This is a genomic window from Actinosynnema sp. ALI-1.44, from assembly GCF_001984155.1.
Classification (GTDB): Bacteria; Actinomycetota; Actinomycetes; order Mycobacteriales; family Pseudonocardiaceae; genus Kibdelosporangium.
This window is the reverse complement of the sequence record NZ_MTQO01000053.1, coordinates 603,294-620,190: the sequence shown is the minus strand read 5'-3', so window position 1 is coordinate 620,190 and position 16,897 is coordinate 603,294. Positions and strand designations below refer to the sequence as shown.

General features: G+C 65.2%; 23 protein-coding genes. 18 read left to right on the top strand and 5 right to left on the bottom strand.

Features of this window, described 5'->3' with window-relative positions:
* Positions 1-161 precede the first annotated feature (161 nt).
* The 7 genes from ALI144C_RS44960 to ALI144C_RS44930 all read left to right on the top strand — a co-directional run bounded on the left by ALI144C_RS44960 (position 162) and on the right by ALI144C_RS44930 (position 5,055).
* Complete coding sequence (locus tag ALI144C_RS44960; RefSeq protein WP_076993362.1) at positions 162-1,310, top strand: phage Gp37/Gp68 family protein; 1,149 nt, start codon at positions 162-164, stop codon at positions 1,308-1,310.
* Between the two features lie 291 nt (positions 1,311-1,601).
* Complete coding sequence (locus ALI144C_RS44955) at positions 1,602-1,859, top strand: hypothetical protein (RefSeq protein ID WP_076993361.1); 258 nt, start codon at positions 1,602-1,604, stop codon at positions 1,857-1,859.
* On the top strand, positions 1,856-2,350 hold the full coding sequence (locus tag ALI144C_RS44950; protein ID WP_076993360.1) for a DUF2742 domain-containing protein: 495 nt from the start codon (positions 1,856-1,858) through the stop codon (positions 2,348-2,350). The genes ALI144C_RS44955 and ALI144C_RS44950 overlap by 4 nt, the downstream gene beginning before the upstream one ends.
* Positions 2,347-3,864 carry an AAA family ATPase gene (locus ALI144C_RS44945; RefSeq protein WP_076993359.1) on the top strand — a complete coding sequence of 506 codons (1,518 nt, stop codon included), beginning with the start codon at positions 2,347-2,349 and terminating at the stop codon, positions 3,862-3,864. The genes ALI144C_RS44950 and ALI144C_RS44945 overlap by 4 nt, the downstream gene beginning before the upstream one ends.
* Positions 3,861-4,106 (top strand): hypothetical protein, encoded by a 246-nt coding sequence (locus tag ALI144C_RS44940; RefSeq protein ID WP_076993358.1) that lies wholly within the window; start codon positions 3,861-3,863, stop codon positions 4,104-4,106. The genes ALI144C_RS44945 and ALI144C_RS44940 overlap by 4 nt, the downstream gene beginning before the upstream one ends.
* Entirely contained in the window at positions 4,106-4,447 is a 342-nt protein-coding gene (locus tag ALI144C_RS44935) for a hypothetical protein (RefSeq protein WP_076993357.1), read from the top strand. Before ALI144C_RS44940 ends, ALI144C_RS44935 begins: the two co-directional genes overlap by 1 nt.
* 11 nt (positions 4,448-4,458) lie before the next feature.
* The gene (locus tag ALI144C_RS44930) at positions 4,459-5,055 is read left to right on the top strand and encodes a hypothetical protein (RefSeq protein ID WP_143231240.1); all 597 of its coding nucleotides are present in this window, start codon (positions 4,459-4,461) and stop codon (positions 5,053-5,055) included.
* 294 nt (positions 5,056-5,349) lie between these two features.
* Here the strand turns inward: ALI144C_RS44930 and ALI144C_RS44920 are convergent, their stop codons facing one another.
* The 3 genes from ALI144C_RS44920 to ALI144C_RS44910 all read right to left on the bottom strand — a co-directional run bounded on the left by ALI144C_RS44920 (position 5,350) and on the right by ALI144C_RS44910 (position 6,725).
* On the bottom strand, positions 5,350-5,604 hold the full coding sequence (locus ALI144C_RS44920) for a hypothetical protein (RefSeq protein ID WP_143231239.1): 255 nt from the start codon (positions 5,602-5,604) through the stop codon (positions 5,350-5,352).
* A gap of 141 nt (positions 5,605-5,745) precedes the next feature.
* Positions 5,746-6,132 (bottom strand): hypothetical protein, encoded by a 387-nt coding sequence (locus ALI144C_RS44915; RefSeq protein WP_076993353.1) that lies wholly within the window; start codon positions 6,130-6,132, stop codon positions 5,746-5,748.
* Between the two features lie 149 nt (positions 6,133-6,281).
* The gene (locus tag ALI144C_RS44910; RefSeq protein ID WP_076993352.1) at positions 6,282-6,725 is read right to left on the bottom strand and encodes a hypothetical protein; all 444 of its coding nucleotides are present in this window, start codon (positions 6,723-6,725) and stop codon (positions 6,282-6,284) included.
* A 159-nt stretch (positions 6,726-6,884) separates the two neighbouring features.
* Between ALI144C_RS44910 and ALI144C_RS44905 the strand changes: the two genes are divergently transcribed.
* From ALI144C_RS44905 to ALI144C_RS55020, 6 genes are all read left to right on the top strand, one after another.
* On the top strand, positions 6,885-7,148 hold the full coding sequence (locus ALI144C_RS44905; RefSeq protein WP_076993351.1) for a hypothetical protein: 264 nt from the start codon (positions 6,885-6,887) through the stop codon (positions 7,146-7,148).
* 108 nt (positions 7,149-7,256) lie between these two features.
* Positions 7,257-7,784: a hypothetical protein gene (locus tag ALI144C_RS44900; protein WP_076993350.1), complete on the top strand. Its 528-nt coding sequence runs from the start codon at positions 7,257-7,259 to the stop codon at positions 7,782-7,784.
* Between the two features lie 44 nt (positions 7,785-7,828).
* A complete protein-coding gene (locus ALI144C_RS44895; RefSeq protein ID WP_076993349.1) occupies positions 7,829-8,536 on the top strand; it encodes a hypothetical protein in 708 nt (235 codons plus the stop codon).
* Positions 8,537-8,543: 7 nt separating this feature from the next.
* Positions 8,544-8,882: a hypothetical protein gene (locus ALI144C_RS44890; protein ID WP_076993348.1), complete on the top strand. Its 339-nt coding sequence runs from the start codon at positions 8,544-8,546 to the stop codon at positions 8,880-8,882.
* A 471-nt stretch (positions 8,883-9,353) separates the two neighbouring features.
* On the top strand, positions 9,354-10,361 hold the full coding sequence (locus ALI144C_RS55025) for a pentapeptide repeat-containing protein (RefSeq protein WP_143231238.1): 1,008 nt from the start codon (positions 9,354-9,356) through the stop codon (positions 10,359-10,361).
* A 306-nt stretch (positions 10,362-10,667) separates the two neighbouring features.
* Positions 10,668-11,132, top strand: coding sequence for a hypothetical protein (locus tag ALI144C_RS55020; RefSeq protein WP_143231237.1), 465 nt, complete (start codon positions 10,668-10,670; stop codon positions 11,130-11,132).
* On the opposite strand, the gene ALI144C_RS44885 is transcribed toward ALI144C_RS55020, so the two are convergent.
* Both ALI144C_RS44885 and ALI144C_RS55015 read right to left on the bottom strand, forming a co-directional pair.
* Positions 11,129-12,772 (bottom strand): terminase, encoded by a 1,644-nt coding sequence (locus ALI144C_RS44885; protein WP_237774614.1) that lies wholly within the window; start codon positions 12,770-12,772, stop codon positions 11,129-11,131. The two genes, ALI144C_RS55020 and ALI144C_RS44885, sit on opposite strands and share 4 nt — an antisense overlap.
* Positions 12,660-12,980: a terminase small subunit gene (locus ALI144C_RS55015; RefSeq protein ID WP_143231236.1), complete on the bottom strand. Its 321-nt coding sequence runs from the start codon at positions 12,978-12,980 to the stop codon at positions 12,660-12,662. Before ALI144C_RS55015 ends, ALI144C_RS44885 begins: the two co-directional genes overlap by 113 nt.
* 50 nt (positions 12,981-13,030) lie before the next feature.
* On the opposite strand from ALI144C_RS55015, the gene ALI144C_RS44880 reads away from it, so the two are divergent.
* From ALI144C_RS44880 to ALI144C_RS44860, 5 genes are read left to right on the top strand one after another with little or no spacing between them, the layout of a single operon-like run.
* A complete protein-coding gene (locus tag ALI144C_RS44880; protein ID WP_076993347.1) occupies positions 13,031-14,257 on the top strand; it encodes a phage portal protein in 1,227 nt (408 codons plus the stop codon).
* Complete coding sequence (locus ALI144C_RS44875; protein WP_076993346.1) at positions 14,254-14,994, top strand: head maturation protease, ClpP-related; 741 nt, start codon at positions 14,254-14,256, stop codon at positions 14,992-14,994. The genes ALI144C_RS44880 and ALI144C_RS44875 overlap by 4 nt, the downstream gene beginning before the upstream one ends.
* Positions 14,991-16,169 carry a phage major capsid protein gene (locus tag ALI144C_RS44870; protein ID WP_076993345.1) on the top strand — a complete coding sequence of 393 codons (1,179 nt, stop codon included), beginning with the start codon at positions 14,991-14,993 and terminating at the stop codon, positions 16,167-16,169. Before ALI144C_RS44875 ends, ALI144C_RS44870 begins: the two co-directional genes overlap by 4 nt.
* A 3-nt stretch (positions 16,170-16,172) precedes the next feature.
* The gene (locus ALI144C_RS44865; protein WP_076993344.1) at positions 16,173-16,454 is read left to right on the top strand and encodes a hypothetical protein; all 282 of its coding nucleotides are present in this window, start codon (positions 16,173-16,175) and stop codon (positions 16,452-16,454) included.
* Positions 16,451-16,891: a hypothetical protein gene (locus ALI144C_RS44860; RefSeq protein ID WP_076993343.1), complete on the top strand. Its 441-nt coding sequence runs from the start codon at positions 16,451-16,453 to the stop codon at positions 16,889-16,891. Before ALI144C_RS44865 ends, ALI144C_RS44860 begins: the two co-directional genes overlap by 4 nt.
* The last annotated feature ends 6 nt before the right edge of the window (positions 16,892-16,897 follow it).

Below are 16,897 nucleotides of genomic sequence, written 5' to 3'. Positions count from 1 at the left end.
ATCCCATTGCAGTGCAGGGTAAGCCAGACTCGGACACGCAATGAGCGAAGACGAGCAGTGGCCGCCAGACCCTGTGTGCACGTGCGATGAGGCCGACGAGCATCCCGTGTGCCCTATCCACGTGTGGATCGGCTCGATCCCACGCCCAGGAGGTGAACTCAATGGCTGAGACGAAGATCGAGTGGACCGACGCCACGTGGAACCCCACAACCGGCTGCGACCGCGTGTCACCCGGCTGCGACCACTGCTACGCCCTCACCATGGCCAAGCGGCTCAAGGGCATGGGTTCGGCGAAGTACCAGGGCGACGGCGACCCGACGACATCCGGCCCGGGGTTCCTCGCGACCGAGCACGCCGACACCCTCGCCGCGCCGCTGCACTGGCGCAAGCCGCGCAAGGTGTTCGTCAACTCCATGTCTGACACGTTCCACGACCGCATCAGCAACGGATTCCTCGCGGACATGTTCGCCATCATGGCAATCACGCCCCAACACACCTACCAACTGCTGACCAAACGGCACGCGAGGATGCACGCCGTGGTGAACCGGCCCGAGTTCTGGACCCAGGTCGGCAGGCAGGCGCGCCACTTCGGCTACCACTACGAGAACGCCGCCAACTACCTCCGCGGTGGCCAGAACATCTACGACACCAACGAGTGGAAGCAGCGCAGACACCTCGACAACGTGTGGCTCGGCACGTCCGTCGAGAACCAGCAATGGGCAAACATCCGGATTCCGGCATTGCTCGACACACCGGCCGCCGTGCGGTTCCTGTCATGCGAACCGCTGCTCGGCCCCGTCGACCTGGCGAAGTGGATCGGTTGCGGTGACCCGCTCCATCGCCACCATGGCCCATGCAGTGCCTATCGAGAAATCGAGAGTCTCGACTGGGTGATCGTCGGCGGCGAATCCGGCCACCGTGCCCGCCCCATGCACCCGGCCTGGGCGCGCGAACTCCGCGACCAGGCCGTGCGCGCCGGAATCCCGTTCCTCTTCAAGCAGTGGGGCGAGTGGGGGCCCGCACCGTGGGTCGTGCGCGTCTGCGATCCGGCCGTTGGCTGGCAGGGCACCGCCGACGAACTCGCGGCAGCCCAGGCCGACGCCGAAGCGCGCGGCGCGACGCACGCCTACGCCGAGTGGGCTCACGAGTACGACCACGACCTCTACGAGCCGCCACACAAGCCATGGAGCATCGAGCGCGTCGAGCCGCTCGACGACCGCCAGGCGCCCATGCGCCGATGGGGCAAGGCAGCCGCCGGGCGCGAACTCGACGGACGCGAGTGGAACGAATTCCCAGCGGTGACCTCATGATCCGCAAGCGCGCCCGCTGTGGCTGGTGGACGATCACCAGTTGGCGAAGCGCACGACACCCCGCCTCGCGCACCGAGCGATGGAATCGCCTGAGGCTCGAAGCCTCATCTGTCAAGCCAAACGCCGGAGAAAACACCAATCAGTGTTTCCGCTGGTCAAGCACAGCAATAGGATAGGTCGAAAATAGACCAATTTTGCAGTGAGTCTCCCGCCTGCCGATGTGCCACAGTTGCGAATGCTGAGCTAGACGTGCAAATCGCTCTGTCGACGTGACGCGAGGACTCTGAACCAATGGTGCGGCTCTATCCGGACGAATCGAGGCCGTGGTGGATCACCACCACGCCCAGGAGGTGGTACTTGGCGCCTGAACCGGCGAAACGTCGGCACAGCCACCACCCCGAGACGCTCCACTACCTCGCGCGTCTCCTCGTCGGCGTGCGCGAGGCCGACCAAGCCCGCGAACTCGGCGGAATGTTCTACGACAACCTGATCCAACGAGTCCGCGACACCCTCGCGGACTGGCGGGCCAGCAAGGGAGAACGCACATGAACGCTGGCCTGTACAAGCAGATGCGCACCATCCTCGACTCCGGACGCACCGACCCCGGCGTCGACGCCGAGCTGCGCGCGCTGCTCGCCCAGATCACCCACCACCAAACCGAACCGCCACCGCCACCGCTGCCCGTCGCGTACGGCAGCCCGGCCTGGCGCGCCCTGCCCGACACCGACCCGCGCAAGCTCGACGCCATCGTCGACGCGGCCGAGTCCTGGCACGCCATCCTGCAATCCCCCTACGCCACTGAGATCCTCGCCGCCTACTTCGAGTGGGACCAGCGACGCATCTACAGCGAGTGGTCTGGCAACGTCGCCGAGCAGTACCGCGGCGACCCGCCCGGCCCGAGCTACCGCCTGCTCGAGCAACGCCGAGCCGAACCAGCAGGCCGCGCGCACTACACGTTCGTCGAACGGCACGGCCAGGACTACACCGGCGGGCCCGTCGACTGGACCACCGGCGAGCCAGGCAAGGAAACAGCAGCATGACCACCCGCGACGAAGCACTGCGTCTGCTGCGGCCGCAAGAGACGATGGTGGCCGCCGACCCCACCGACCCCTACGTCGACGTGCCGCACCCGGCCGACAGCGAACCGGCAGCGCCCGAGCCCACAGAGGACCGGTTCCCGCGCGTCGACTGGCACGCGGCGTTCGCCCTCGACCTCGACGACATCGACTGGCTACCCGGCCAGCTCATGGAACGTGGCCAGCAAACCGCGCTCGTAGGCTCCGGCAAGAGCGGGAAGTCCATCTTCGTGCTCGACTGGATCTACCGCGCCATCACCGAACGGCCCTTCCTCGGCGACCGCGCGAGACCACCCATTCGAGTCCTGTACTTCGACCGCGAGAACGGACTCCGGGACATCATCACCCGCCTGCGGTCGTTCGGTGTCACCGAACAGGAACTCGACCTGTTCAGCCAGCGGTTCGACTACCGGATGTTCCCGCGGTTCTCCGGCGCGCTCGACGCGTCCACCATCGCCGCGGCCGAGTTGCTCGCGCTCGTCGACGAGCTGCAGCCTGACGTCGTCGTGCTCGACACCGTGTCGCGGTTCATCTCCGGCAACGAGAACGACAGTCAGACGTGGCTGGAGTTCTACCGGTTGGTTCACGCTCCCCTCAAAGCACGCGGGGTGGCGTGCGTCCGGCTCGACCACACCGGCAAGGACGACGGCCGGGGCAGCCGGGGCTCGTCCGCCAAGTCGCAGGACGTGGATCACGTGTGGGAGCTGACCGCCGGTGAAGGCGTCGCCTGGGTCGACAAGGCGAACGACACCGAGACCATTACCACCCACCTCAAGCTCAAGCGCACCCACACGCGCACCGGCGTCGGCGACGACACGTTCACCATCACCCGGCGCGGTATCCGCAAGCGCGGCGGTGTGTGGCTGCCTGGGGGCACTCGCCACGAGCTCACCGCGTGGACTGCCGGGGCGCCGGACGAGCCCGCGCTGGAGGGCACTGTTGAGTGGCTCATGCAGCAACTCGACGCGGCCGGGGTGCCGCGCGACTGGGGCAACCGGAAGGTCAAGCCGGAGTGCGCGCGGCTCGGAATCCGGGCGCGGAGTGAGGTCGTCGAGGAGGCCGTGAGACGCCGCAAAACGGACACGACCTACCGGTCAGTAACGTTCCCCGCAGACGTTCCCCAAACAGTGTTTTCAAACGAGGCCGGGGGAACGTTCCCGGGGAACGTTCCCCCAAGATCAACAAATTTTGACGTTTCCGCAGATCAGACGTTCCCCGGGAACGTTGGGGGAACATCCGAAAAACCCGATGATTTCCCAACGTTCCCCCAGCCCTATAAGAGGCTGGGGAACGTTGGGGAACGGGCGTCGCCCCCGCCCAAAGACGGACCCCACGGCACGTGCTCCGTGTGCGGCTCCCGGATGGTGATCCTCTACTCCGGCCAAGACCGTCACCCCCTCTGCGGCGACCCGCCCGCACCAACTGATCAAGAACCCGCCGAAACACCACCCAGCAGCCACCAGGAGCGCTCAACGTGAAGATCCGCACCATGGGAACCGCCGACGAATGCCAGGTCACCACAGAGCGGATCCGCGCCGCCTTCAACGTCCTCGAAGTCAGCGACTTCCAGCCCCGCGACCGCAACCGCCGCACGCCCGGCTCGAAGCTCGGCTACGTCTACATCGACGTCAACCTGGACACGCCACCACCGGTGCACGCCACCGCTGTCCGCACCGACCGCCGTCAGATCGGCAGCAACACCACGCCGGAGGAAACCTGATGACCCAGCACGACGCGGTCGACTTCGACGACGAAGACGAAGACGAAGACGAGCGGGACTACTGGCAGGAATACAAAGACGACCTCGCCCTCGGCCGCATCGACGTAGACGGCACACACCGCGAACCGGATCTCGACCCGCCGGACTGCTGGGCCTGCTACGACACCGGCAACATCGTCGACTACGAGACCGGCAAACTCCGCCGCTGCAATGCATGTGGGTCCAACCTCGTCCAGGCCTGCTGGTGGCGACTCGTCGGCCCCATCCGCGCATGGTGGGAAATTCGCCGGACCAAGCACCAGCAGCCCGTCGACGACCCATGGGGCAACCCGCCGTTCTGAGGAGCCACGACATGGCCTACAAGACGCTCACCACGTGGCCCGGTGCCTGGACCTGCTCTATGCACATCCCTACGGCCGCGCCGCTCGCCGCCGTCCGCCAGGCCCTCGACGACCTTGCAGACGCGACCGGTTGGCCGGTCAACGCGTTCGCCTACGGCACCGCCGACACCGTCGACGAACTACTGATCTACCGCGACCCGTCCCAGCGGCACGGCATCCCCAGCGTCATCGAATCCGAAGGCGCCGCGCACACGCTGGCCGCCGCCTCCGGGTGGACACTCGCCACCAACCAGGCACCTGCGAGAGGCATCCTCGTGGGGTTTGAGCTACGCGAGGGCTACGAGCCCGATGCACCCCTGCACGACATCGGCGAGCTCTTGAATGTCCTGCCTGCCGCCGAGCTCACGTCATGCCGACAGGCCTGGCTCATCAGCGCCCGCGGCACACGCCGACGCCAAGAGCTCTGCGCCGTCCTTCGCGGCAGCAGCGAACTCCTACCGGCCATCACCATCGCGGCCGGCAAGTTTCAGCAAGAACGATTCGTCGTCACCGACCTTGCCCAGCAGCGGGTCTATGCCATGCAACGTGAGATGTCCGATGGCGACTGACGTGGGCGTATGAGCCGGTCGTGGTCTGGTGGCAGCACCCGGGCGTGGAGACGCATCCGCGCCCGGGTACTCGCACGTGACGGCCACCGCTGCCAGGTGCAGCTCGACGGCTGCACCCTCACCGCCACAGAGGTCCACCACACGCGCGGCCGTGCCATCACCGGCGACGACGAGCGCTACCTGGTGGCGTCGTGCAAACCCTGCAACCTGAAGATCGGCGATCCATCCAAACGGGACCCGAGCCCCACGCCTCATTCCAGCTGGTAACCACGGACCGCTACATGCGAACAAATGTCAGTCCTGCGGATCGCGGAGTTCGTTCGGGTCGTAGCCACCATCCCGCATCGCGGGGTACACGTTGCGGCGGTCGATTCCTGCGGCCTCGGCCATCTGGTCACCGGTCGCACCGGCGCGCTTGGCATCGGCCAGCGCGGTGTTGCGCTCGGCGCGTGCCTTCTCGACCAACTGCTCGAGCTCGGCCAGCCGCGCCGCTTTCGCGCGCACGTTTTCCAATGCCGCTTTCGGCGGTGGCGTGGGCTTGCGTGGCACGGTGACCTCCTGGGTATTCTGAGTGTCCGGAGTAGCTTCCTCGGCCCCGACGCGGTGCAAGCGCGTCGGGGCTTCTCCATGAGGAGGAGCCGGTGCGGACGGCGTGCCGGTGCGGCACCTGGTAGGTGCCGCACCGGTGGTTCACCCGATGATCGAACCGAGCATCTGGGCGTCGAGTCGCCCTCGGACCACGGCGACCTTGCAGGCGGTGCGGTATCGCACGTCTGCCCCGTTGCGCCTGCCCACCCAGTTGTAGCGAGCCATCACCACGTTGACGCGTGAGCGGATCGTCTCCGATCCCCACTGTGCACGCACCTCATCCGACTGCAGGTGAACCTGCACCGTGATGGTGTTGGTGTTGGCTGCCACCGCGACCACAAGGACCGCGTCGGCTGGCATGTGCTCCTCGACCTGGTCGATCTTGAGGTCACCCAAGATCATTCCGGCCACTCGGTAGAGGTCCTGGCCAGCACTTTCGTGATAGCGGACCCCGTAGTACCGATCCTCAGGGGCGAACTGATCGTCCACTCCGGATTCCTTCCTCTATGGAGTTGAACCCCGAAGGGGCGGTGCAAGCGCCCGATTCTCCGGGGCTGTCCCGTGCGGGACTCTTATATTATGTGATGCGACAGCACACTATCGCAAGTGGATATTGAGATGTGTGGGTCACAGTTTGGCTACGGCGCACCCGCCAGGTCAGCGGCCGCACGTTCAGCCAGGGCCCGCGCCCGCGTCGCATCCTCCGAGTAGGCGCGGACATAGTGCACGTCCCGACCGTGCACGGCAGCCTCCAGCGCAGCCGCCTGCTCGTCCACCTGCACGCGATCCCCCGGCGGCTTCTCGCCTCCGAGCAGCAGCCGAGAGGCCCCGGGTAGCCGACTCGGCGCGTCCACACGGTCAATGCGGCCACCGACAACAACAGCCGCGCACTCGTAGGTGTGCACAACTCGCCATGTGGCCCCAAAGTGCGCGACGCGTGCGGGCTGGACGTGATGACCAGGGCCAAGCTCTGCGGCCACCCGTGCCGCTTCAGACCGCCCTGCCATCACCACTACAACCTCGAACGGCCCGCTTTCGTCCAGCGCGCCGCGAACAACGGCGTACATCTGAGTCTCGGTCACCTCGAAGCACCTCCTCCTGACTGGATTCTCGCTCCTGCCGAACGAGGGCCGACCGACCGGTCACGCTCGCAGAGTGCCACAAGCTCTAAAGAGATCCTTGCGATCACTTGGCTAACTGCCCTATACTGATCATGTCAGCAACGAGGGGAGGTGAAACAAATGGAGATCACGGAAGAGGCCACCAAGATCCTGGTGGCCATGCGTGACCAGCAGTGGTTGATCGCGGCCACTGACGAGGATGTCGTGGTGATCTCGCCGGTCAACGGCGAGACGTTCGTCATCCCGGCGGTGTTCCTCACGGCGCCGTACAAGGTGGCGCTGCGGCACGTCCTACTCGACCTGGTGATCGAGGGGATGCTCGCGTGGCCATGGCCACCGAACCGCATCGAGGGCGTTCACGGCGAACAGCCCTTCAGCGGGTAGCAACAAGGCGGGCCCCGGGGATGGTGATGACACCCCCGGGGCCCGCCCCCAGCGTATCGAGCACGCCTGTTCCTTGCCATTCAGCAACGAATACGGGAAGATGTCGACATGAACACGTGGAACCTGTCCGTCCGCCTGCTCGTCGACCGACCAGTAAGCGAAGATCACGCCCGACAGCTCGGCCAAGCGATCAAGGAACACCTGCAGGAACCCGCAGTGGTGTCCACACGCGACAGCAACCCCGCACTTGGCATGAGTGCCACCCTGGCCACGGACAAACCGGTCCAACTGCTAGGCGAGCTCCGCGACCGCCTCGCCAACTCCCTCGCAACACTCGGATACTCCATCAACGGGCTAGCATCCTTCGAGGTGCTATCCCCAGACGAGACCGACCGGCGCCTCGCCTCCGCCAGCATCCCGCCCATGGTCAACACCGAGCAGTTCGCCGAACTGTGCGGCGTTTCCCGGCAACGGATCTCCGAGCTCGAAACCATCCGGCGCGCGGCCGCGGCCGACGGCCAGCCACCCACCGGGTTCCCCACACCGGTAGTTCCCGGCTGGTGGCTCAAGTCCGCAGCCGAGCGCTACGCCACCACCCGCCGACGCAAGCCCGGCCCAGCCCCGCGCACACGCTAGGGAAAATAGGTGCTGATTCGTACGTCAACCTTGCGGAGTAGTCCATGACCGAAGGTACGCATCCCGTAGACGACCCCACCCTGCAGAACCTGGTTGCGGCTATCCAGCGCGCTCGCGACATCATCGAACACGGAAAAGCGGATCTCGACGTGGCGCGATCGGCCTTCCACGACTACATGAGCCAGCTCGGCCGCCAACTTGCAGCAACAGGTGAACAGCAGCTATCCCTCGACACAGCTCGCCGCTTGTACTGGGACTTCAAGGACATCAAGGTCGAATCCATAGGCCTTGCATTGGGTGTCCGAGGCAACCAAGTCCACAAGCTGGTAGGAAGCACGCCGACGTATACCTGCAGAGCTTGCGGCGCGACTTTCACGGAGGAGGGACGCACGAGCCGCACAACGCGGAACTCGTCAGATCCGTACAAGCGCTGCCCAGACTGCATAGCCAAAGGGAGCGAGCAGAGCGCCGCCGGGCACAAGGCCTGGCTCCAGCAGCAGGAGGATGAGAAGGCCCAGTACAAGACACGCCTCCTCGCAGGCGACTACTGGATCGACATAGACGGCGAGGTCGTCCTGCCCGACAAGCCTTGGAGCAGGTGCCCATGCGGGAATGACGGGTTGCGGCGAATCGATGACCGCGCTGCCTGGGAATCTGGCTCCGGGGTGATCTTCGTGTGCACCGATTGCGGGAACACGGAAACGCCAGAGCTGGTCACGTACATCCCTGCCAAGAACCAAACCATGATGTGATGGCGACATGGCCCTGCCCTGCACGTACAAGCCACCGCGCAACCAGCAGACCCAACCCTGCGAAGTGTGTGGCCACACAGGACTCGTCCACCCCGGCAACCAACACAACCCGGGGATCGAGGCGTGCGTGCTCTGCGAACTGCTACCCGAACGCGACCGCGAGCCAGCCGAGCCCAGGCCACCACTACCGCCGCCTGTGTCCGCGCACATCGTCATCGGTGACAACGGCTGGATCGCGGGCACGACCGATGCGGCCGCTGCAACCGCCAAGGCCCGAGAGGTCAACGGCGTGGTGATCTCATGGGTAGTGAGCGCCGACTACAGGAAGGCCCGCGGGCACGCATGAGCCAGTCCACGTGCCGAAGGATCACCAAATAGAGTTCAGAGAATTTCCGGGTAGGTCTTGACATCTCATCCGCCTTCTGGATGAAAGTTGCAGGGCCTGCCCGCCGGGACACCCGCCGCTCCCTCTTTCTCTCTCCCCGGCCTCTCGGCGTCTACAGTTGATCATTACGATCCCGACACGCAGCGTGACGTATGAAGCCTCTAGCACGACATTTGATACGTGAAAGTTCGAGCAATCGTGTCCGTGTGTACCGGCGCCTTACTAATGATTCTGGCAGAGGCATGGTCTCGCGGACACCTGGACTGGGACACCGTGTGGTCTTGGGCGCAACCCCGGGTCGCGTGGTTGACAGTTCTCATTTTAGGTGCCGGAATTACGGTGACCGGGATTGCAAAGTATGCATTCAGGAGACGGCCGTCACCGCCGATCTTGACATGGTGGCTCGCACCATTGGCATTCATATTCGTCGCTATGGTGACTTGGGGAGCTACTTCCTGGTTGTTGCGTGAAGCATCTCAGTCAAAAGACCCGCCTGCGGCGCGAGTAGAGGCGATTAAGACTGGATTGAGCATTGGCGCAGGTTCTGGAGGCGCTTTTGCTCTTCTGCTCGCTGTTCGTCGACAGTGGCATCAAGAAGTGGCCGGTACTGCGAACGAGTTGGATGCTGCCGAAAAACGCGTCACGGAACTCTACACTAAAGCGGCTGATCAGCTTGGATCCGACAAAGCCCCTGTTCGATTGGCAGGACTGTACGCGCTCGAACGAGTCGCCAACAACGACTCTAATCAACGGCAGACCATTACGAACCTGCTTTGTGCATATTTGCGTATGCCATTTGATCCACCCACATTTCCACCTGACGATGACGCCTCCCCTTCAACTATCGACGACCACCGAAACCGGACACAAGAGCTTGAGGTAAGACTCGCAGCACAGCGGATATTAGAAGAGCATCTGAGCTGGCCGGAGCGTTACGAGCGTCGCCTACTGCCCCAAGTTGATCCGCCGACATTTTGGGGCTATCGCAATATCGACCTGACGGGCGCCGTTCTTATCGACTTTTCGCTACAGCGATGCCGAATCGACAACGCATCATTTGCGAAAGCGAAATTTCACGGCACCGCCAATTTTAACGACACATCAATCTTCCATCATGCCAACTTTTCACACGCCGCATTCAGTGGTCCAGCGGATTTTTCGTTCGCCAAATTTTCAACTCCCAAATCTGGTACCGCCAATTTTTACGACGCTCGCTTTGCAGCAGAGGCCCTCTTTTTGGGTGCCAGGTTCGCGCATGTCGCCAACTTCAGCGCAGCTTCATTTGCAGACAAGTGCGAATTCGGAGGCGCAACATTTTTGTCAGAGGTAACGACGTTTGAATCAGCAACAGCAGCGAACGGACTACCTCGGGCGCTACTCAAATCCACACCTCCACGATTTAGAGAAGCCGATCGTTTGGCATCAACTTCGGACGACTGACAGCCCCACAGCATGTGGTGCTGCGGTGGCTCAATTTAAAGGACAGCGAGCGGTGGCGGCGCTGGCGGCAATGTGCGGGCCAGGTGCACCGCTCCAGCGGACCGAAGGCGCCGTCGACGTGCTGGCCGAGAGGTTACCGCCCAGCGGCTGGGCACGTCTCCACCCTTCGATACTGTGTGCGTGCAGGCCGCACCACTCATAGCCACAGCCCGGGTACTGGAGAACATGAATCTCGGAAAGCCACTCGCAAATAGCAACACGCCCGCCGCGCCGGAACAATCTTCGAATAGGGCACTATCCCTAAGCTTGCTCACCCTGAAAGTTACCATTGTTGGCATTGCGTTGACAGTTATCGTCGGCATTGTCGCAATTCTTCAACAGACAAAGAACAACTATGATGTGCTGGCGAAACAGACTTCAGAGGATCAAGCAAGAGAAATTCGCAACCGGCGAACAGGCCCGTACATGGAGTTTAAGGCAGCCTTGGGCAAGGCGAAGGAGGTGCGGGCGGTGCAGCAAAAATGCGAGGCTGATGCACCCAAACCAGGCGCCCAGAAGCCGAACGCTGCACTTAGAGCATGTGCTCTGCTCGTAGCCGAATCGGTGAAAGCGGCATTTGCTTTAACCGAATCGCTGGACAAAATATCTGTTGTCGGCAGCGACGAGGCCATTCAAGCGGCTACTTCGGTGATAAAAACATGGCCTAACCCGTCTGCAGAGGCGGACTACCTAGAAGTCGCACGACGCGATCTATCAGTTATTCCAAGCTAGAGAACGGCAAGCGGTGGCGGCGAAGGCGGCAGTGTCCGGGCCAGATGCACGGCCCCAGCAGCCGCGTAGGCGCCGTCGACGTGCTGGCCGGACTCGGCCGAGAACACCCAGACGTTGCCGCGAGCGAGCTTCTGGGCGCCCAGCACGTGGGCGTTGATCAGGTCGTCGTTTGGGTGCACGACCATGCCGGTGCGGACCTGCTCGGCAAGGCCCATGCAAGCCGCGGGCGTGTCGGCCTTGATCTCCTCGACGACCACGCCGCGCGGCGGCCAGGTGCCGCGCCTCTTGTCCTTCGGTGCCCGGATGTCCGGCGTGATGGCTGCGGCCGGGCCGCCAGGTAGCCAGCCGAGCGCACGGGGCTTGACCTTGGCCACGATGCCGGGGAGTTCGCGGCGCAGGCGCAAGGTCGCGTCCGGGCCGTCCCATGCTGCGACCGCTTCGAGCGCAACAGTGCCGGCCGGAAGCTCGAACTCGGCGCACTTCTCGTCGGGCAGGACCGCGGCGGCGCACAGCGTGACGTGCTGGCCGTCCAGGCTGACGTCGAGGCAAAGCGCGGTCCGGTTGCGGTACGGCGCGAGGTCGATCTTCGGGTCGGTGGCGGCCTGGTCGGCCCACTTCGCCGCGTCGATCCCGGGTTTGCGGGACCGGATGCGGATGCACAGAATCTCGGTGAGGAACTTGGCGAGCTGCTCGCCGCCTTCGGCCAGGGCGGCGCGCGCGTCGCCGAGCAGCACGTCGGGGTGGATCCGGCGGCCCAGGTTCGGGTTGGACATGGCCAGCGCGCGCAGGTCGTCCGCTCGGCTGCCTTCCGGCGCGCTCCACTCGAAGATCGCGGACGCGGGGTCTTCTCCGGACAGTGATGACGCCCGGCGCGAGTCCAGCACGACGCTGCTGTCGTCTCCCATGTTCGTGAAGGCGAACACTTGGCTGCCCGGGACGGCGTTGGTGGCGGGGACGGCGGCGGACCATGCTTCCCAGGAGTCGTGCTCGCGCAGCTCGTCGAGGATGAGCCTGGCGATGGAGAGTGACCGGCCGCCGCGCCGGTTGCTGGCGGCGATCTTCCATCGGCCCTTGTAGCCGAGCTTGGGCCAGGTCTTCGTGGTGAGCTGCTGCTGGCCGTTGGTGCGGCGGATCCCGTACGGCGACCGGGCCGGTAGTCGCTTCTTCAGCTGGGGCCGGTCAACGGCGTATTCGCAGCCCGCTTCCCAGGCCTCCTTGGCGTAGTCCAGGTTGGTGGACATCGAGACGACGAGCCGTACCTTCTCGGTGAATAACCAGAACAACGCGAGGACCGTGAGCAGGTAGGTCTTTCCGTTTTGGCGGGCGACGATGACCAGCACGTGCCGGAACCGCGGGGTGCCGTCCGGCAGGAGTTCCCCGGCGTGGATGACCAGCCACCGCTCCCATGGGTCGAGCGGTGTCTTCAGGACGCGTTCGGCGACCCAGGCGACGTCAAACCCGTAGCTGGTGTCTTCGGTGAGGGCGCAGCCGCATCCGCACGGCCCAAGTGGGCCGGTGACGAGGGGCTTAGTCCACTGGCGGGGTGTCGTGCTGCCCAGCAGCGGCCCGTCGCCGTTCGGCTCGTTCGGCTCGTTCGGCTCGTCGGGCGTCGAGCTCGTCGAGCTCGTCGGTGTCTCCATCGGACGGTGCACCCCCTTCCACCGGTGCGGACCGGGACGCTGGGGTCATCTGCAGCTCGCGCAGGGCGGACAGCAGGGGCGGACCGGCTTTGAGGACGTCTCCGCGGTCGATGGCGTCGGCGTAGGCGCGTGCGAGGGCGACCACGGCGGCGTCCCGTGGGTCGTGCTTGACCGCGGTGAGCGCGGTGTCGAGCGCCTCGCGCAACATACATACAGTCTTGCATGTAATTGCTTGCGCAAGCATGTACCATCCGGTACATGTGGCCGTTTCGGCGCCGGAAGCCGACCGCATCGACGATCTCCATCAGCGATCCCCTGCTGATCGAGAAGCTGTTCGGCGGCCGCCACTCACTGGCCGGTGTCACGGTCACCGAGAACACCGCGCTCGGCATCTCGGCGTTCTTCCGGGCCGGTTCCCTGATCTGCGGCACGCTCGCCGGGCTACCGATCCGCGCGCTGCGCATCAACAAGGCCGACGACACCCGGCAGCGCGCCACCTCGTGGCTGGAGGAGCCCGCCGGGCCTGGCTCGTACACCCAGTTCGAGTGGACCGAGGTCGTCAGCTGGCACCTGTTCCTGCACGGCAACGCGTACCTGCTCCACCGGTACAACGGTGCTGGCTCGCTCGTCGGCCTGTACCCGGTGCACCCCCTGGCCGTCACGCCGCAGTGGATCAAGGACAAGAACGGAACCGACACCAGCCAGAAGGAATTCCTCGTCTCCCTTGGAAAGTCGCCGTTCGGCAAAGCCCAATCGGTGACCTACGACGAGACGCGCATGACGCAGATCATGGGGCCGACGCTCGACGGCTTGCGCGGTCTGTCGGTCCTTGGGTTGGCGCGCAACGGGTTAGGGACGTCGATCGCGAGCGACAACGCTGCGGCGAAGATGTTCGGCAACGGTCTTAGCGTGTCCGGGATGGTCACTCCGGAGGAGGACGTCACACCGGATGAGGCCAAGACGATCAAGGACGATCTGAACGCGAAGCTGACGGGGCCGGAGAACGCGGGCGAGATCGCAGTGATCAACCGCAAGCTCAAGTTTCAGCAGCTGTCGCTGTCCGCTGAGGACGCCCAGTTCCTACAGAGTAGGCAGTTTCAGGTCCAGGAGATCGCGCGTTGGACCGGCGTTCCGTCCAATCTGCTCATGGACCCGGGCGCCGTCAGCACGTGGGGCACTGGCGTCGAGATCCAGAACCGCGGGCTCCACCGATACACGCTCACCGCGTACACGGGCCGGATCGAGCAGCGACTGACGCGTCTACTCCCGAAGCCACAGATAGCCGAGTTTGATTACACCGCGTTCCTGCGCCCGTCGCCCGAGCAGGAGATCGAGCTGCTGATCAAGCAGGTCGACGCCGGTCTTCTGTCCATCAACGACGCTCGCCGCATCCGCAACATGCCGCCCGTCGACGGTGGCGACGTGGTTCGCGTTCGTGGCGTTCCGATCACAGCCAGTCCCAAGGAGGGGGCCGCAGCAGCATGACACCGTCCGTGTTGACCCATCCGGCGCTCGGCCGGTACATGACCGCGCTGCGGTCGCTGTACGCCGCGTCGGCCGCTGACGAGCAACGCCCGTGGTACCGCATGGAAGCGGCAGACGGCGCCGCAGCGACCATCTACCTGTACGACGAGATTTCGTTGTGGGGCATCACCGCAGACGACTTCGTGCGCGAGGTCGCCGGGCTGGACGTCGACACCATCCACCTGCACCTGAACTCACCCGGTGGGCTCGTGTGGGACGGGATCGCGATCCACAACTCTCTGCGCAACCACAAGGCGACCGTGAACGTGTCCGTCGACGGCCTGGCCGCGTCGATCGCGTCCGTGATCGCGATGGCCGGTGACACGGTCACCATGGGCCGCGGTACCCGCATGATGATCCACAACCCGCACGGGCTGGCCATCGGCGACGCCCGGGACATGCGCGAGTACGCCGACCTGCTCGACGCGGCCGCCGACGACATCAGCGGGTTCTACGCCGAGCGGGCCGGGGGCGACCGGGCCGACTGGCGGGCCCTGATGGACGCCGAAACCTGGTACTCGGCCGAGCAGGCCGTCGAGGCCGGGCTGGCCGATTCGTACACATCAGACTCCGGCGCTGAGAACCGCGCCGGTGTGGCCGTCGGGAACGCCAACGCCCCGGCACCGTCCACAAACACCCAACGTTCGCAGCTCATCCGAGCTCGCGACCGAGCACGCCGTGGAGGTGTGAGCAAATGACCGTTGAGGGGATCACCGCCGCTATGACGGCGATCATCGACGGCGCCGAAGGGCGAGACCTCACCGACAAGGAGGTCGCCGACTACGAGCAGCTGGAGGCTCAGCTGCAGGCCGCTCAGCGGTCGGCGCAGGTTCGGGCCCGGCAGGCCGCCTACAACGCGGTGGCGCCAGCCGTCCACGTTGCTCCGGCCAGGACGGACGACTCGCCGGAGGCCGCGTTCCGCGGGTACATGCGCACGGGCAAGGCCAACGGTGACCTGGTGGCCGCGCAGTCGGAAGGCATCGGCAGCGAGGGCGGTTACCTCGTCCCCGAGGGCTTCCGCATGAAGATCATCGAGAAGCTCAAGAAGTTCGGCGGCATCGAGGCCGCAGCCGAGCCGCTGGAAACCGAGACCGGCGCGACCCTGCCGTGGCCGACAGTCGACGACACCGGCAACGAGGGCGAGGTCGTCGACGAGGGCGGCACCTTCGTGTCCGGCGCGGACGTCGAGTTCGGAACGAACGGACTCGGCGCCTACACGTACCAGGTGGGTGGTTCCGGCGGAAACGCGCTGCGTATCCCCCGCGAACTGATGCAGGACGCCGCGTTCGACGTCGAGGGACTGGTTTCCCGGCTGCTCGCGGTGCGTCTGCGTCGCCTGCAGGCGCGGCACCTCGTGCGCGGCAACGGCGTAAAGCAGCCGCTCGGCTTGGTCTTCGGCTTGACCGGTATCGAGATCGGCGCGGACACCGCCGGTGTCACCTACAACGACCTCGTCAACTTCGAGCACGCGGTGGACCCGGCCTATCGCGAGCTCGGCAACTGCAAGTGGGGCATGAACGACAAGTCGTTGCGGGAAATCAAGAAAATCGCGGACTCACATGGAGACCCGATCTTCCGACCGGCCAATGCGGACCTGGCCACCGGCACCGGCGGCGGCACCCTGATGGGCTACCCGGTCGTGATCGACCAGGCGTTCCCCGACATCGTCGCCAACGACAACCAGGTCAACTGGGGTGCGTTCGGAGACTTCCGCGAGGGCTACGTGGTCCGGCGCGTGCGCGACATCGAGGTCGTGGTCAACCCGTGGACGCGGGCCAACAACCGCCAGATCGAGATCACCGCGTGGGCTCGGATGGACGCCACGCAGCAGAACACCGGCGCGTATGTCGCGCTGACTGGGGAGGAGACGTAAGCCATGCCTGCCAACAGGAAGACGGCCACGACTCCGAAGCTCGACGAGGGCCAGGCCCTCACGGAGCCACTCGCCGAGGTCGAGGAACGCGAGCCGATTCCGGGCGAGGGGCTCGGCCGCATCGCCTACGACGCCTACGCCACCGCCGTCGACGGCACGGCGGTGAACGGCGACCAGCTGCCCGCCTGGGACCAGCTGGCCAAGGACAACACGAGCGTGGCCGCCGCGTGGTGCGCATCGGCCCAGGCCGTCATCGCGGCCACGTGGGAAGGGAAGAAGCCATGACGGTGCGCGAACTGATCGCGAACGAACTGAAGGTGATCGGCAAGGCCAAGGTCACCATCAACTCGGCGACGACGACGAACTTCGACTTCGGCACGCCGAACGACATCAACCTGGCCTCCATCACCGCGGGCGAGCCGGGCGAGCCGTACCGCGCCGGTGACCGGGTGCTGGTCATCTTCGACGCGTCCACTGCGGGCACGACGGACACGGTGTCGTTCAGCGTGCAGGACGCGCCGGACAACGCCGGTGCGATCGGCGCCCCGGCCGCTGCGGTGACGCAGGGGACGCTGTCGGGTGGCACGAGCGACCAGTACGCGGTCGCGTCCGTGCGGGTGCAGCCTGGCCGGCCGTGGCTGCGGTGCAGGGTCACCAGCACGGGCGCCACCGACACGTTCGTGGCGCAGGTGCTGGTCCTCGCGTTGCCGCGTTCGGTGTGAGGGGAC

What these genes read in the sequence shown, in the direction of transcription:
- ALI144C_RS44960 (WP_076993362.1), top strand. Translation starts at nt 162, where the DNA reads ATGGCTGAGACGAAGATCGAGTGGACCGACGCCACGTGGAACCCCACA.
- ALI144C_RS44955 (WP_076993361.1), top strand. Translation starts at nt 1,602, where the DNA reads ATGGTGCGGCTCTATCCGGACGAATCGAGGCCGTGGTGGATCACCACC.
- ALI144C_RS44950 (WP_076993360.1), top strand. Translation starts at nt 1,856, where the DNA reads ATGAACGCTGGCCTGTACAAGCAGATGCGCACCATCCTCGACTCCGGA.
- ALI144C_RS44945 (WP_076993359.1), top strand. Translation starts at nt 2,347, where the DNA reads ATGACCACCCGCGACGAAGCACTGCGTCTGCTGCGGCCGCAAGAGACG.
- ALI144C_RS44935 (WP_076993357.1), top strand. Translation starts at nt 4,106, where the DNA reads ATGACCCAGCACGACGCGGTCGACTTCGACGACGAAGACGAAGACGAA.
- ALI144C_RS44930 (WP_143231240.1), top strand. Translation starts at nt 4,459, where the DNA reads ATGGCCTACAAGACGCTCACCACGTGGCCCGGTGCCTGGACCTGCTCT.
- ALI144C_RS44905 (WP_076993351.1), top strand. Translation starts at nt 6,885, where the DNA reads ATGGAGATCACGGAAGAGGCCACCAAGATCCTGGTGGCCATGCGTGAC.
- ALI144C_RS44900 (WP_076993350.1), top strand. Translation starts at nt 7,257, where the DNA reads ATGAACACGTGGAACCTGTCCGTCCGCCTGCTCGTCGACCGACCAGTA.
- ALI144C_RS44895 (WP_076993349.1), top strand. Translation starts at nt 7,829, where the DNA reads ATGACCGAAGGTACGCATCCCGTAGACGACCCCACCCTGCAGAACCTG.
- ALI144C_RS44890 (WP_076993348.1), top strand. Translation starts at nt 8,544, where the DNA reads ATGGCCCTGCCCTGCACGTACAAGCCACCGCGCAACCAGCAGACCCAA.
- ALI144C_RS55025 (WP_143231238.1), top strand. Translation starts at nt 9,354, where the DNA reads ATGGTGACTTGGGGAGCTACTTCCTGGTTGTTGCGTGAAGCATCTCAG.
- ALI144C_RS44885 (WP_237774614.1), bottom strand. Translation starts at nt 12,772, where the DNA reads ATGGAGACACCGACGAGCTCGACGAGCTCGACGCCCGACGAGCCGAAC.
- ALI144C_RS55015 (WP_143231236.1), bottom strand. Translation starts at nt 12,980, where the DNA reads ATGTTGCGCGAGGCGCTCGACACCGCGCTCACCGCGGTCAAGCACGAC.
- ALI144C_RS44880 (WP_076993347.1), top strand. Translation starts at nt 13,031, where the DNA reads ATGTGGCCGTTTCGGCGCCGGAAGCCGACCGCATCGACGATCTCCATC.
- ALI144C_RS44875 (WP_076993346.1), top strand. Translation starts at nt 14,254, where the DNA reads ATGACACCGTCCGTGTTGACCCATCCGGCGCTCGGCCGGTACATGACC.
- ALI144C_RS44870 (WP_076993345.1), top strand. Translation starts at nt 14,991, where the DNA reads ATGACCGTTGAGGGGATCACCGCCGCTATGACGGCGATCATCGACGGC.
- ALI144C_RS44865 (WP_076993344.1), top strand. Translation starts at nt 16,173, where the DNA reads ATGCCTGCCAACAGGAAGACGGCCACGACTCCGAAGCTCGACGAGGGC.
- ALI144C_RS44860 (WP_076993343.1), top strand. Translation starts at nt 16,451, where the DNA reads ATGACGGTGCGCGAACTGATCGCGAACGAACTGAAGGTGATCGGCAAG.